At 75.5% G+C, this 13,459-nt stretch carries 11 protein-coding genes and 1 pseudogene; 4 read left to right on the plus strand and 8 right to left on the minus strand.

The window, feature by feature from the left end; genetic code table 11:
- A pseudogene (locus tag BI06_RS51195) lies at positions 1-356 on the minus strand (hypothetical protein); the annotation flags it as partial.
- 177 nt (positions 357-533) lie between these two features.
- On the opposite strand from BI06_RS51195, the gene BI06_RS26485 reads away from it, so the two are divergent.
- Positions 534-1,364: a TIGR03084 family metal-binding protein gene (locus BI06_RS26485; RefSeq protein ID WP_051741893.1), complete on the plus strand. Its 831-nt coding sequence runs from the start codon at positions 534-536 to the stop codon at positions 1,362-1,364.
- 89 nt (positions 1,365-1,453) lie between these two features.
- Positions 1,454-1,942 (plus strand): hypothetical protein, encoded by a 489-nt coding sequence (locus tag BI06_RS26490; RefSeq protein ID WP_051741896.1) that lies wholly within the window; start codon positions 1,454-1,456, stop codon positions 1,940-1,942.
- A gap of 147 nt (positions 1,943-2,089) precedes the next feature.
- Here BI06_RS26490 and BI06_RS26495 read toward each other — a convergent pair whose 3' ends face one another.
- The 5 genes from BI06_RS26495 to BI06_RS26515 form a co-directional block, all read right to left on the minus strand.
- Positions 2,090-2,716 (minus strand): hypothetical protein, encoded by a 627-nt coding sequence (locus BI06_RS26495; protein WP_043472098.1) that lies wholly within the window; start codon positions 2,714-2,716, stop codon positions 2,090-2,092.
- A 54-nt stretch (positions 2,717-2,770) separates the two neighbouring features.
- Entirely contained in the window at positions 2,771-3,529 is a 759-nt protein-coding gene (locus BI06_RS26500) for a DUF4232 domain-containing protein (protein ID WP_107113429.1), read from the minus strand.
- 76 nt (positions 3,530-3,605) lie between these two features.
- On the minus strand, positions 3,606-6,893 hold the full coding sequence (locus BI06_RS26505) for an error-prone DNA polymerase (protein ID WP_043472101.1): 3,288 nt from the start codon (positions 6,891-6,893) through the stop codon (positions 3,606-3,608).
- A gap of 84 nt (positions 6,894-6,977) precedes the next feature.
- A complete protein-coding gene (locus BI06_RS52550) occupies positions 6,978-9,035 on the minus strand; it encodes a DNA polymerase Y family protein (protein WP_051741900.1) in 2,058 nt (685 codons plus the stop codon).
- 15 nt (positions 9,036-9,050) lie between these two features.
- Positions 9,051-9,794 carry a hypothetical protein gene (locus tag BI06_RS26515; protein WP_149030483.1) on the minus strand — a complete coding sequence of 248 codons (744 nt, stop codon included), beginning with the start codon at positions 9,792-9,794 and terminating at the stop codon, positions 9,051-9,053.
- Positions 9,795-10,092: 298 nt separating this feature from the next.
- Between BI06_RS26515 and BI06_RS26520 the strand changes: the two genes are divergently transcribed.
- A complete protein-coding gene (locus BI06_RS26520; protein WP_043472104.1) occupies positions 10,093-11,079 on the plus strand; it encodes an aldo/keto reductase in 987 nt (328 codons plus the stop codon).
- Between the two features lie 7 nt (positions 11,080-11,086).
- Here BI06_RS26520 and BI06_RS26525 read toward each other — a convergent pair whose 3' ends face one another.
- Together BI06_RS26525 and BI06_RS26530 are read right to left on the minus strand one after the other, a co-directional pair.
- Positions 11,087-11,542: an NUDIX domain-containing protein gene (locus BI06_RS26525; RefSeq protein WP_051741904.1), complete on the minus strand. Its 456-nt coding sequence runs from the start codon at positions 11,540-11,542 to the stop codon at positions 11,087-11,089.
- Between the two features lie 71 nt (positions 11,543-11,613).
- Positions 11,614-12,306: an HAD family hydrolase gene (locus BI06_RS26530; RefSeq protein WP_030391151.1), complete on the minus strand. Its 693-nt coding sequence runs from the start codon at positions 12,304-12,306 to the stop codon at positions 11,614-11,616.
- A 244-nt stretch (positions 12,307-12,550) separates the two neighbouring features.
- Between BI06_RS26530 and BI06_RS26535 the strand changes: the two genes are divergently transcribed.
- A partial coding sequence (locus tag BI06_RS26535) for a serine/threonine-protein kinase (protein WP_149030518.1) occupies positions 12,551-13,459 on the plus strand: 909 nt, incomplete at its 3' end.

Raw genomic sequence — 13,459 nt, forward strand, 5'->3', positions numbered from 1 at the left:
CAGCTGGGCGCCCGTTCGGCCAGCGCCCGGCCGCCGAGGCCGGTCCCGGCCGGGACGGCGAGGCCGTGCAGCAGGTCCGCCCGGGTGCCGGCCCAGTGCCGCAGCACCATCCCCTCGGCGGCCGGTCCGGCCGGCTCCCGGTCCGGCACGCCGACCAGGCCGACGTCGGCGCCGCAGTCGGCGACCACCCGGCGGGCGAGGTCGCCGAGCACGGCGTCCCGGACCAGCGCGGCGGCCCGGGCGGCGAGGTCGTCCGGCGCGGGGAGGCCGTCCGGCGCGGGCGCGCCACTCCTCGCTGCGGCACTCCTCGGCGCGGCGCTCGTCGGCGGGCCCGGGGCGGTCGGGGCGGTCGTCACCGCGCGATTGTCACACGGGCTCCCGCCCGTGGGGAGGGGTGCGGAGCGCGGGTTCGGTGGAGTTCCGGGTGCGGGGCCGCCGGGCGGCGTAGGGTGCGGGCGCGAGGTTACCGGCGGGTCACCAAGGGTGGCGCGCCGCGGTGTGTTCCCGGTTCCGAGCTTGCGAGAGGGAGATCCATGACGGACCCGAACGTTCCCGGGGAGTCGTCCGTGCTGACCGGACTGCTGGCCGACCTGCGGGCCGAGAGCGAGGTGCTGGACGGGCTCGTCGCCGGCCTCGAACCGGACCACTGGGCCTTGGACACGCCCGCGGCGGGCTGGACCGTGGCCCATCAGATCGCCCACCTGGCCTGGACGGACGACTGGTCCGCGCTGGCCGCCCGCGACCCCGAGGCCTTCGTCGCGGACTCCCGCCGGATCTTCGGCGAACTGCTGGCGGCCGGCGCGGACCCGGTCGAGGACGGCGCCGCGCACGGGGCCGCCGAGGAGCCGGCCGCGCTGCTGACCCGCTGGCGGGCCGGGCGGGAACGGCTCGCGACGGCCCTCGCGGCGGTGCCGGCCGACACCAGGCTGCCGTGGCTGGGGCCACCGATGAAGGCCCCGTCGATGGCCACCGCCCGGTTGATGGAGACCTGGGCGCACGGGCAGGACGTCGCGGACGCGCTCGGCGCCGTCCGGGAGCCGAGCGCCCGGCTGCGGCACGTCGCGCACCTGGGCGTGCGGACCCTGGGCTTCGCGTTCACGGTGCACGGGCTGCCCGCTCCGCAGGCCCCGGTGCGGGTCGAACTGACGGCTCCGGACGGCGGGTTGTGGACCTGGGGTCCGGAGGGGGCGGTGGACCGGGTGACCGGTCCGGCCCTGGACTTCTGCCTGCTGGTCACCCAGCGGCGGCACCGGGACGACCTCGCGCTGACCGCCGTCGGAGAGGTGGCGACGGCCTGGCTGCCGATCGCCCAGGCCTTCGCCGGCCCGCCCGGCAAGGGGCGACAGAGTGGATTCTCGCTTTAGCAGATCAGTCGTCAAATACCCTCGCCCGAAAGGTAAACCACACGTTCCAGCGATATACAGAGTTCGTCGGCGAATGATGGAATCCCGGCATGAAGCGAACGAACCCGAAGCGCACAGCCCTGGCCGGCTCCGTCGCCCTGCTCGCCGTCGGCGGCCTCCTGGCCGCCTCCGCCCCGGCCGCGTTCGCGCTGCCCCCGGGGCCGGCCGCGGCGGTCGTGTCGGCCCAGGTCCGGGCAGGGACGCCGGCCGCGCACCAGGTGGTCACCTTCTTCGAGGAGTACCGGCGGGCGGTGCTGGGCACCAGTGGCGAGCAGCCGTCCGAGGTGCGCAAGCGTTTCCTCGCCCCGGCCCTCGACCGTCGGCTGGACGCCTGGGCGCAGCAGCACGACGCCGATCCGGTGTTCCGCGCCCAGAACGTCCCGGTGGACTGGTCGGTCCAGCAGGTGAAGGAGGAGTACGGCTTCGCCTCCGTCCGGCTCACCGAGTTCTGGGGCGGGGGCGGCAGCCAGGAGGTCTGGTACACCGTGCGGGTGCGCGATCTGAAGATCGTCGAGCTCGGCGACCAGCCCGCCTTCTGACCAGGCGGCTGTCCGACCAGTCGGATCCGACCACCGGTCCCCCATGAACCCCGGTGCGGCGCAGGCACCCCCCACGACTGCGCCGCGCCGGTCATCCCCGCACGTTCGTCCGCGTGCGGTCATCCGCCCACCGGCACCCGCGCACGGTCATTTGCCGCCGTCGCGCAGGATCAGCAGCCCGAGCCCCCGCTCCCGGGCACCCGCAGTCCACTCCGGGAGCAGTTCGGCGACCAGCCACTCGACCTCCTCGGCCGCGTCCTCGTCCCCGCCCGGCAGGAGTTCCGGCTCCTCGTGGATCCGGTCGGTGTCGAAGCCGGCCAGTTCACCGTGGACGCGGTCGAGTTCGGACCCGGCCGCGAAGCAGGGGAAGGGCCACGGATCACCGTCCGACACCTCGGTGTCCGGCCACGGCCAGGGGCGCGTCCACAGTCCGGCGAGGGCCGGCAGCCCCCAGACCCGGAAGGTGTCGGTGAGTTCGTGCCAGCCGCGCCCCGGCAGGATCGCCGCGCCGAGGGTGTCACCGGCCCCGGGCAGCAGGAGTTCCAGCAGCCAGCCGTAGCCGCCGGGGCGTGCGGGGTCGAGCCGGCCGTCGGCGATCTCCCGCAGGGCGGGCTCCACCTCGGCGGGATCGGTGGCCCGCAGCAGCCGGCGGGCCGCCGTCAGCGGTGCGATCCGGTCCAGCGCGGCCCGGACGAAGGCCTCCTCGCCGGAGCCGACCGTGCGCAGCAGGGCGTCGCCGTCGACCGCGAACGCCGAGAGGTACTGTTCGGACATGGGGCCATTGTCCCGGTGCCGCCATCTCGCCCGGCGGGCGGGGGTGTTGGGACCCTACCGCGCGGGCGCGGACCAGGGGGCGACGCCGAGCCGGCCGGTGGTGCCGAGGTCCAGGTCGGCCGGGACGGTCAGCCGGGGGCGGCCGGGGAGCGGGGCGACCTCCAGGTAGCGGCCGTTGTCGGAGGCCTTGTCGCCCGCGGTCACGGTGTTGCGCCAGACCAGCTGGAACTCGGCGTACTCGCGGGGCTGCAGGGTCAGCGGCTTCGGCGCCGCGTCGAAGTTCGCCAGGGTGGCGATGCCGGCCGAGCCGCGCTTGACGGTGACGGCGAGCGGGGCTCGTTCGGCGTCCAGGACCCGGACGGCGGGGTGGCCGTTGAGGCTGTAGGGGCGGGTACCGCAGTTGGTCAGCCGGACCGGCAGCACCCGCAGGCCCATCGCGGCATCGGCCTCGCCGACGGTCAGGGCGACGCCTTCGGGGGAGCAGACGGGCGGCGGGGCCGGGGTGGCGCTCGGCGCGGAACCCGGCAGGGGCACCGCCCGGACGGGCCCCGGGGTGGACCCGGTGCTCGCGGCGGGTGCGGGAGCAGACGTGACCGCAGGGGTCGGTGTGGGCGCAGGGGTCGGCGTGACCGCGAGGGGCGCGTCGCCGATGCTGCGCGCCGGTCCCGGCGCTCCCCCGCCCGCACCGGTCGCCGGGGTGCTGCCGCATCCGGCCGTCGCGAGCACGCCCGCCGCGAGCAGCAGCCCCACCCGGACGGAGGTCCGGGAGACGACGGTGGACGGGGGTGGGGTCGGCGACGGCGTCGATTCCATGGGGACGATCATGGCACGAACCAATCCGGCGCCGTCACAGCCCGATCCGGCGCCCTCACAGCCCGATCCGTCGCCGTCACAGCCCGATCCGCAGCGGGGCGAGCCGGGTGGCGACCAGATTGGTCGCGCCCCGGTCCCGTTCGATGTGCCCGTGCACCAGCAGTCCGGCCCGGTCGAGGGCGGTGCGGCGCTGGGACTCCCAGACCGGCCGGCTGCAGATCACATTGATCAGCCCGGTCTCGTCCTCCAGGCTGATGAAGAGCACCCCGCCCGCCGTCGGCGGCCGCTGCCGGTGGGTGACCAGGCCGCCGACCACCACCGCCGTCCCGTCCGGCACGTCCGGGAGCCGCTCCGCCGGGAGCGCGCCGCCGCGGTCCAGATGGGCGCGCAGGTGCTGGAGCGGATGGCTGCTCGCGGACGTCCCGGTGGCCCAGAGGTCGGCGATGGTCTCCTCGATCGGGGTCATCGCGGGCAGTTCCGGCGCCTCGGTGCCGGGCGTCGTGCCCGGGATGAGGTCCGCCGAGACGCCCGCGAACGCGCCCGCCGCCCAGAGCGCCTGCCGCCGCCCGAGCCCGAAGCAGCCGAACGCGCCCGCCGCCGCCAGCGCCTCCAGTCCCGGCGCCGGCAGGCCGGTCCGGCGGGCGAAGTCCTCCAGGTCCGCGTACGGGCGCCCGGCCGCGATCGCCTCGGCCTGCGCGGTGCCGATGCCGCGCACGGTGTCCAGGCCGAGCCGGATCGCGGGCTGCGGCAGGCCGGCGGTCAGCGGCGGCGCGGGCGTCGGCCCCCGGTACGGCTCCAGGGTGGGCGCAGGACCGCTGGCGTTGACGTCCACCCCGCGCACCCGCACGCCGTGCCGCCGGGCGTCCGAGATCAGGCTGAGCGGCGAGTAGAAGCCCATCGGCTGGTTGGCCAGCAGGGCGCAGGTGAAGGCCGCCGGATAGTGGTACTTGAGCCAGGCGCTGGCGTACACCAGATAGGCGAAGCTGATCGCGTGGCTCTCCGGGAAGCCGTAGTTGGAGAAGGCCTCGATCTTCACATAGACGTCCTCCGCCACCTGCTGCGGGATGCCGCGCTCGGCCATGCCGTCCAGCAGCCGTTCGCGCAGCCGGGCGACCCGTTCGTGGGAGCGCTTGGCGCCCATCGCCTGGCGCAGCCGGTCCGCCTCGGCGGGGGTGAACCCGGCGCAGTCGATGGCGAGTTGCATCATCTGCTCCTGGAACAGCGGCACCCCGAGGGTCTTGCCGAGCGCGTTCTCCATCAGCGGGTGCGGGCAGCCGGCCGGCTCCACCCCGGCCCGGCGGCGCAGGTAGGGGTGGACGGAGCCGCCCTGGATCGGGCCGGGCCGGATCAGCGCGACCTCCACCACCAGGTCGTAGAAGTGGTCCGGCTTGAGCCGGGGCAGGGTGGCCATCTGGGCGCGCGACTCGACCTGGAAGACCCCGACCGTGTCGGCCCGCCGCAGCATCGCGTACACGCCCTTGTCGTCGTCCGGGATGGTCGCCAGGTCGTAGTGCCGGCCGTGGTGGCGGGCGACCAGGTCACAGGTGTCGTGCAGCGCGGCGAGCATGCCGAGACCGAGCAGGTCGATCTTGACCAGCCCGGCGCCGGCCACCGACTCCTTGTCCCACTGCAGCACGGAACGCCCCGGCATCCGGGCCCACTCGGTCGGGCAGATCTCGGCGATCGGCTCCCGGGTGAGCACCATGCCGCCCGAGTGGATGCCCAGGTGGCGCGGCAGGCCGTGGAGCTGTCCGGCGAGCGAGAGCACGTCGGCGGGGATGACGGCGTCCTCGCCGGGCGGCGAGCGGAAGTCCGCCTGCCGGCTGAACGCGTCGACCTGCCCCTGCGGGTAGCCGAGCACCCGGGCGGCGTCGCGCAGTGCCAGCCGGGGCCGGTAGGTGATCACATTGGCCACCTGGGCGGCGTGCTCGCGCCCGTAGCGGTGGTAGACGTACTGGATGACCTCCTCGCGGCGGCGGTTCTCGATGTCGAGGTCGATGTCCGGCGGCCCGTCCCGGGCGGTGGAGAGAAAGCGCTCGAAGAGCAGCTTGTAGTGCACCGGGTCGACGGCGGTGATCCCGAGCGCGAAGCAGACCGCCGAGTTCGCCGCCGAGCCGCGCCCCTGGCACCAGATGTCCTCGCGGCGGCAGAAGTCGACGATGTCGTGGACGATCAGGAAGTAGCCGGCCAGGTCGAGGTCCTCGATGACGTCCAGCTCGCGGGCGAGTTGGCGGCGGGCCGGACCGTTCGCCGGTCCGAACCGGGCCGGGCCGCCCTCGGCGACCAGTGCGCGGAGGTGGCCGATCTCGGTGCGGCCGGGCGGGACGGGGTAGCCGGGCAGTTCCGGGTCCAGGGTCGCGAAGTCGAAGGCGCAGGCGCGGGCGAGGTCCACGGTCGCCTCCCGGACACCGGGGAAGCGGGCCAGCCGGGCCGCCATCTCACGGCCGGAGCGCAGATGGGCGGTGCCGGCGGCGGACGTCCAGCCCGCCGCACCGGCGAGGGTGCGGCGGTCGTGCAGGGCGGCCAGCCCCTGGGCGAGGCGGCCCTGGGCGGGGCTCGCGTGGTGGGCGTTGGTGGAGGCGACGGTGGCCAGGCCCAGCCGGGCCGCGAGCGCGGCGAGGGCGTCGTTGCGCAGGTCGTCGCCGGGGAGCCACTGGTCGATCAGCTCGACGTGGACGTTGTCCCGGCCGAACGCCTCGGCAAGGATGCGGAGTTGAAGCTCGGGGTCGGCGGTGGGAGCAGGAGTGCTGTCGGGCTCGGCCGCGCCGGCGGCGGCCAGGGCGGCCGGGACGCGGCCGAGGCGGCATCCGGTGAGCACCGCCCAGTGGCCGCCGTGCGCCTCGGCCAGGGCGGCGAAGTCGTAGACCGGCTTCCCCTTGGCCCCACCTGCCAGTTGGGCCGCCCCGATGACGGCGGAGAGGCGGCGGTAGCCCTCGGGGTCGCGGGCCAGCACGAGCAGGTGCTCGACACCGTCACCCATTTCCTGACGGAGCGTCAGTTCCGCCCCGAAGACGGTCGCCACGCCCGTGCCCCGGGCCGCCTCGGCGAACCTGACCACGCCGTAGAGGCCGTCGTGGTCGGTGGGGGGGAGCGCCTCGACCTCCAGTCGGGCGGCCTCGGCGACCAGCGCCTCGGGGTCGCTGGCGCCGTCCAGGAAGCTGAAGGCGGAGTGCACGTGCAGCTCGGCCCAGGCGGGCCCGGCGGCGGCCGGCTCGGCGGGGCGCGTGGCAGTGGCGGGGTCTGCGGGGTCGGCGGCCTTCGCCGTCGGGCCCGGGCGCAGCGGCACGACAGCGCCCCCGGCAGCGGCGGCCATGCGCCGGTGCAGCTCGCTCCAGGGGACGGAGGGATGACTGGTGAATCCCATCGGGGTGGTGCCTTCGATCTCTCGTTCGTTCTCCGGTCCCCCCGCTCGGTCCCCCCGCTCGGACGGCCCGCGTCGTCCGGGCCGTCAGTCGTACCCGGCCTCCACGTACCAGGCACCCCCCTCCACCGTGAGCAGCAGCGCCCGCCCGTCCGCCACCGTCACCTGGAACCGGGCCCGGCGGCGGGCCCGGGCCTGGTCCCACCAGTACTCGACGGCCGGCCAGGGCCCGGTCCAGCCCTCCACCGGCAGTTCCCGCCCGCGCACCGCCACGACGGCCGGCCGGGCCGACACCCCCGCCCGGCCGTCCACCGTCACCGCCCGCCCGGCCGCGTCCAGGACCGTCGCCGGTACCGGGACCCGGTGCACGACGGACGGCCAGACGTCCCGCAGCCCGCCGACCCGGCCCGGCCACGGCGCGTCGGCGGGCGCCGCCGGGTCGTACGGCTCGCCCCAGGGCACCCGGACCACCTGGTCGTCCGGCCCCCGTCCGCCGGCCGGCTCGATCCGGCGCAGTCCGGCGTGCCCGAGCACCGCCTGCACCCGGGCCACCGCGCGCTCCACCCGGTCGTCGGCCACCGCCTGTCCCCAGAGGGCGAGTTGGCGGCCCTGGTCGGGGGTGAGGTCGTCGGGGACGAGGCGCAGCGCGGTGAAGCCGCCCGGCTCGGGGCGGCTCTCACCGGGGTGGTCGTCCCCGGGGCGGCTCCCAACTGGGCGGCTCCCAACTGGGCTGCTCTCGCCTGCCCGGTCGAACGTACCGGTGCTCTGCCAGGCCTGGAGCTGCCAGCGGACCCGTTCGGCGAGCGCCGTCGCCGAGAGCCGGCCCTCGTGCCGCCACAACCGGGCGACCGTCCGGCCGTCCGCACACACCACCTCGACGGCGACCCGCTGGCAGGTCAGCCCCGCCCCGGCGAGCCGCTGGTGCAGCCGCTCGGCCAGGGTCCGGGCGACGAACACCAGTGGCTCGGCGAGCGGCTCCGGCGGATCGAAGCGCTGCTCGACGGAGAGGTCCGGCCCTTCGGCACGCGGCACCAGCGGGCGCGGCTGCAGCCCCCGGGCCAGCCGGTGCGCCGTCGTACCGGTCGGGCCGAAGCGGTCGGCCACCGACTCGGCGGGCAGCGCGGCGAACGCCCCGACCGTGGGCAGACCCAGCCGGTCCAGCAGTTCGGCCAGCCCGGCGTCACCGAGCGCGGCCACCGGGTAGGGCGCGAGGAACTCCGCCGTCCGCCCGGCGGGGACCAGCACCCCGGCCCGGGCGGCGAGCACGGCGGCGAACAGGCCGTCGGCCACCCCGACCAGGCCCAGGGGCGGCGCGACCGCAGGGGGCGTGGGGGTTCCGGGCGCTCCGGAGGTTCCGGGTACCGGTTCCGACGGGGGCGCCGACGGATAGGCGGGCGGGCGCGCGAAACCGCCCCGGGCGCCGTCCCGGGCGGGCGGCGCGGCGGAGAACAGCTCCTCCACCCCGGCCGTCCGCCGCCGGACCCCGGCCCGCTCGGCATCGGCGGGGTGCGCGGGAGCGGCGGGGTGCACGGGGGCAGCGGGGTGCGCGGGGGCGGCAGGACGCAGGGGGACGACCTCGGCCAGGCCGTCTCCGTCGCCGTGCCCTCTCTCCGTGCCCACCTTCCCGTCCGCCGGCTGCTCCTGGGGCCCGACCACCGCCGCCGTCACGGCCTCCGCGACCGCCGTCGCGACCACCGCCGTCGACACCGCCAGGGCAGCCGTGACCGCCGCCCGGACCTTCGCCGCCAGGGCCTCCTCCCCGCCGAAGTAGCGGGCCGGCCCCTTCACCGGGATCGCGCACAGCCCCGGGCGCAGCACCTCCACCCGAGGGGTGAACGCCTCCACCGCGGCGGCCACCGGTTCGAACCGCCGGGCCTCCGCCTCCGGGTCCCGGTCCCGCAGCTCCAGCGCCGGACAGAGCCGCTGGGCCAGCTTGAGCCGCTGCCCCTGCCGCACCCCGGCCGCCCGGGCCGCCGCCGAACAGGCCAGCACCCGGCCGCCCTCGACCACCGCCACCGGGGCGTCCCGGTCCTCCCCCGGACGTTCGACGGCCGCCACCGGCCAGTCCGGACACCACACCACCAGCACCCGGGGGGTGACCGCGCCACTCGCCCCGGTGGAGCCGGCGACCTCTTCGCCGGTCAACTCGCACCACTCATCTCACACCGCCGCCATGCGGTCGAGACCCGTTCCGGGCCCCGCCACCGCGTCCTCCCCCACCACGTCCGCCGTCCCGGCGCCGACCGTCTCCTCCACGGCCCGCACCGCACCGTGCGCGTCCGGCAGCCAGAGCCTGGCCGCCCGCCCGCGCACCGCCGAGCCGCGCCCCTCGGCCACCACCTCCACCTGCCGTCCGGTGAGCTGCCCGTGCCCGTCCCCCAGCCCGAACCAGCGTCCGGACCGCACCCCCAGCCGCAGTCCGGCCCCCGGCCACGGCCCGGCCACCAGCAGCACGCAGCCGCTGCGCCGAAGGACCGCGGCCAGGCGGGCGGCCAGGTTCGGCGGGACCGGACCGTCCGGGCGCAGCATGATCAGTTCGACGGCGCCGGCCAGCACCGACACCACCTCGGCCCAGTGCGGGCCGGGATCGTCGGCCACCAGCAGCCGTCGCAGGTCCAGCCCGTACCCGGCGGCCGCGGCCAGCCCGAGGTCGGGCAGCCCGACCGCCGCCGCCCACCCGCCGTCGGTCTCCCGCACCCCGGCGGCCAGCGCCAGCAGCAGCCCGGCGTCCCCGCCGGCCACCGACACCGCCGTCCCCCGCCGAAGCCCGCCCTCCGGCAGCACCCCGCGCAGCGCGGGGACCACCGGCAGCAGCCCCCGCCCGGGGGCAGCGGACGACGCCACCGGCCGGAGCGAGGGCTGCCGCTCGACGGCGGATTCGAAAACAGATTCGATAACGGGCACACCCCCAGGATCGAACATCTGTTCGCAAAGATTCAAGTCCGATTCCCCCACCCCACCCGTCACCCTCCGTGACCCTTCTCGCGAGGTCCGATCCTCCGGGGCCCCGGGACCCCGGAAGCCGCTGATGGAAAGGCGCGGACCGCGCGGCGATCGCTGTGCCGGGTGCGCAACCCCACCGAGCCCGTCGAGCTCCGGCGGGGCGACCCAGGGCTCCGCTTCCACTCCCGCATTGACTTCGAGCGCACTCGAACACCTAGCGTCCGGGGCAGACGAGGATTCGAGCTCAGGAGGCAGCAGCATGACCGACATCCCCACCCGGAACCTGGGCAGCCTGGCGGTCTCCGCACAGGGGCTGGGGTGCATGGGCATGAGCCACGGCTACGGCGCCTCGGACGACGCGCAGTCGGTCGCGACGCTGCACCGCGCCCTCGACCTCGGGGTGACCCTGCTGGACACCGCCGACTTCTACGGGGCCGGACACAACGAGGAACTGATCGGCCGGGCCGTCGCCGGGCGGCGCGACGAGGTGGTGATCGCCACCAAGTTCGGCTTCGCCAACCGGCTGGGCGAGCCCACCCTGATCCGCGGCGACGCCGCCTACGTGCGGCAGGCGTGCGAGGCGTCGCTGCGCCGGCTCGGGGTCGACCACATCGACCTCTACTACCAGCACCGGGTCGATCCGCAGGTGCCGATCGAGGAGACCGTCGGCGCCATGGCCGAGCTGGTGCGGGCCGGGAAGGTGCGCCACCTCGGGCTGTCGGAGGCGGCCGCGCACACCGTCCGGCGGGCGCACGCGGTGCACCCGATCACCGCGCTGCAGAGCGAGTGGTCACTGTGGACCCGCGACCTGGAGGCGGAGACCGCCCCGCTCTGCCGCGAGCTCGGCATCGGCCTGGTCCCGTTCTCCCCGCTCGGGCGCGGCTTCCTGACCGGCCGGTACAGCTCGGTGGAGGGGCTGGCCGAGACCGACGTACGGCGCAGCCAGCCGCGCTTCACCGACGGCAACCTCGAACGGAACCTGGCGATCGTCGCGAAGCTGGAGGAGCTGGCCTCGGCGAAGGGGGTCACCACCGGCCAGCTCGCGCTGGCCTGGGTGCAGCACCGGGGCGAGGACGTGGTGCCGATCCCCGGCACCCGGCGGCAGCGCTACCTGGAGGAGAACCTCGCGGCCCTGGGCGTCGAGCTGTCCCCCGAGGATCTCGCCGCCGTCGAGGCCGCCGCACCGGCCGGGCAGGTCGCGGGCACCCGCTACGACGCGACCAGCCTCACCTTCGTCGAAAACTGACCTGCGGTCAGCGGGCGGCCGCGAAGTGGGCCAGGGTCTCGGCGAGTTGGGAGTGCCGGGGCTCGGGCAGGGCGTCCGGGGCGAACCAGTCGAGGGCGTCGAACTTGTGCGGCTCGCCGATGACGACCCGCGCGGGGTCCACCTCGACGGCGAACAGGACCGCGACCCAGTGCGAGACCGGGTCGCCGCGCAGGATGTTGCGCACGCCCAGGGTCTCGACGGTCAGGGCCTCGGTGCCGTACTCCTCCAGGACCTCGCGCCGCACCGCGGACTCGAAGGACTCGCCGTGCTCCAGGGCCCCCGCCCCGGTGTCCCAGGTGCCCGGCTCGTCCCGGGCGCCGGCGCTGCGCCGGGCCAGCAGGATGCGGCCGTTGCCGTCGTGGCAGACGAAGACGCAGGACACCGTGGGGGCGGTGAGCGCCCGTTCGGCGGGGCGTCCGGTCGGGGTCGGGGCGGGGTTCATGCGGTGGTTCCTCCGGAGGCGGAATCGGTCCGAAACGGTCGTGAACAGTCGGAAGAAGCGCTGAGAAGTGCTCAGAAGTGGTCGAGCAGCTCGCGGAAGGCGCGCAGGTGCAGCACCGCCTCGTCGGCCGGGTCCAGCTCGCTGTGTTCGAGCACCCAGGTGTGGTCGTTGGGGATGAAGACGGCGTTCATGCCCGCGGCCCGCGCCGGCAGGATGTCCGACTTCGGCGAGTTGCCGATCATCCAGCTGTCGGCGGGGGTGAGTCCGTGCGCCGCCACGAAGCCCCGGTAGGTCGCGACGTCCTTCTCCTCGACGATCTCGATCGCCCGGAAGTGGTGCGCCAGCCGGGAGGCGTCGATCTTGCGCCGCTGCTCCTCCGGATTGCCCTTGGTCAGCATCAGCAGGGTGTGCCGGCCGCCGAGGACGGCGAGGGTCTCGGCGACGTCCGGAATGAGCTCCACCCGGTGGTCGGCCAGGACGGCGGCCAGTTCCTCGATCTCGGCGAGCTCCTGGCCGGTGGCCGGCCTGCCGCGCAGCTTCTCCACGCAGTCGCCGAGACTGCGCAGCAGCATCCGGCTGCCGTACCCGTGGGTGACGGCGTTGGCCCGCTGGACGTCGTCGAGCACGGCCCGCAGCCGGACCCGGTCGAGCGTGGGGTGCCGGAGCCAGTCCAGGTAGTCGTGGATGACGCGCTCGAACAGCACGTTGTTCTCCCACAGCGTGTCGTCCGCGTCGAAGACGAGTACCTGTCCGTTGCGTTGCATCGAAGCCCCCGAGGGTCACCTGACCGGTCGTCCGCGACCCTAATCGGAACCGCATCCGCCCGCCTCGGATTTTCCGGCCGGGCGGAGGTACCGGCGAGCCGTCGGGGCAGCCCGAAAGGGAACTTTCGGTGACCACGCCAAGTCGGTGTTTATTCTCTGCTGACAGGGTCGGGTCGGCGCGACCGAGGCCCGACCCGGGCCCCCTGGCGGCGGACGCGACGACGGAACGAGGTCGAGGAGAATCATGCGTGGCACCACACTCGGTGACCGCTACCGACTGGTCGAATGGCTCGGCGGCGGCTCGATGGGCGATGTCTGGCTCGCCGAGGACCAGGTGCTCGACCGCCGGGTGGCTGTCAAGATCCTGAAGCCCGCGCTGCTGGACGAACCCGGCTTCGCGGAGCGGTTCCACGACGAGGCCCGGGTGATGGCCCGGTTGCGGCACCCCGGCATCGTCGGCGTGCACGACTTCGGCCCCGGCCGGACGGCCGAGGACGTGCCTTCCTGGGGCGCGCCGACGGCTCCCCCCACCCGCCCGGTCGCCTACCTGGTCATGGAACTGATCACCGGCGAGCCGCTGAGCACGGTGCTGGAGCGGCGCGGCCCGCTGACCGTCCTGGAGACCCTGGGCCTGGCCCTGGAGGTGCTGGCCGCGCTGCAGGCGGCGCACGAGGCCGGCATCGTCCACCGGGACATCAAGCCGGCCAACCTGATGGTCCGGGACGGCCACGTGGTCATCACCGACTTCGGCATCGCCCGCCCCGGCTGCGACGCCCGGCTCACCGTGCCCGGGATGGTGCTCGGCACCGCCGCCTACCAGGCCCCGGAGCAGGCCTCCACCGGCACGGTCACCGCCTCGGCGGACCTGTACGCACTCGGGGTCGTCCTCTACGAGTGCCTGACCGGGCGGCTGCCGTTCGAGGGCGAGACCGCCCTCGAACTGATCCTCAAGCACCTGACCGACCCGGTGCCGCCGCTGCCGGCGGAGGTCCCGGCCCCGGTCCGGGCCGTGGTCGAGGGGGCCATGGCGAAGGATCCGGCCCTGCGCTGGCCGGACGCCGCCGCGATGGCCTCGGCCGTCCGGGCGGCGCTGGCCGGGGAACCGGTCGCGGGTCCGCCGCCCACCGGAACCCTGGGCGGCGCGGCGGCCGGA

It is taken from the genome of Kitasatospora sp. MBT66 (assembly GCF_000710405.2).
Lineage (GTDB): Bacteria > Actinomycetota > Actinomycetes > Streptomycetales > Streptomycetaceae > Kitasatospora > Kitasatospora purpeofusca.

Excerpts from the sequence above, each read along its gene's own strand:
- BI06_RS26485 (WP_051741893.1), top strand. The coding sequence starts at position 534 with ATGACGGACCCGAACGTTCCCGGGGAGTCGTCCGTGCTGACCGGACTG.
- BI06_RS26490 (WP_051741896.1), top strand. The coding sequence starts at position 1,454 with ATGAAGCGAACGAACCCGAAGCGCACAGCCCTGGCCGGCTCCGTCGCC.
- BI06_RS26495 (WP_043472098.1), bottom strand. The coding sequence starts at position 2,716 with ATGTCCGAACAGTACCTCTCGGCGTTCGCGGTCGACGGCGACGCCCTG.
- BI06_RS26500 (WP_107113429.1), bottom strand. The coding sequence starts at position 3,529 with ATGGAATCGACGCCGTCGCCGACCCCACCCCCGTCCACCGTCGTCTCC.
- BI06_RS26505 (WP_043472101.1), bottom strand. The coding sequence starts at position 6,893 with ATGGGATTCACCAGTCATCCCTCCGTCCCCTGGAGCGAGCTGCACCGG.
- BI06_RS26520 (WP_043472104.1), top strand. The coding sequence starts at position 10,093 with ATGACCGACATCCCCACCCGGAACCTGGGCAGCCTGGCGGTCTCCGCA.
- BI06_RS26525 (WP_051741904.1), bottom strand. The coding sequence starts at position 11,542 with ATGAACCCCGCCCCGACCCCGACCGGACGCCCCGCCGAACGGGCGCTC.
- BI06_RS26530 (WP_030391151.1), bottom strand. The coding sequence starts at position 12,306 with ATGCAACGCAACGGACAGGTACTCGTCTTCGACGCGGACGACACGCTG.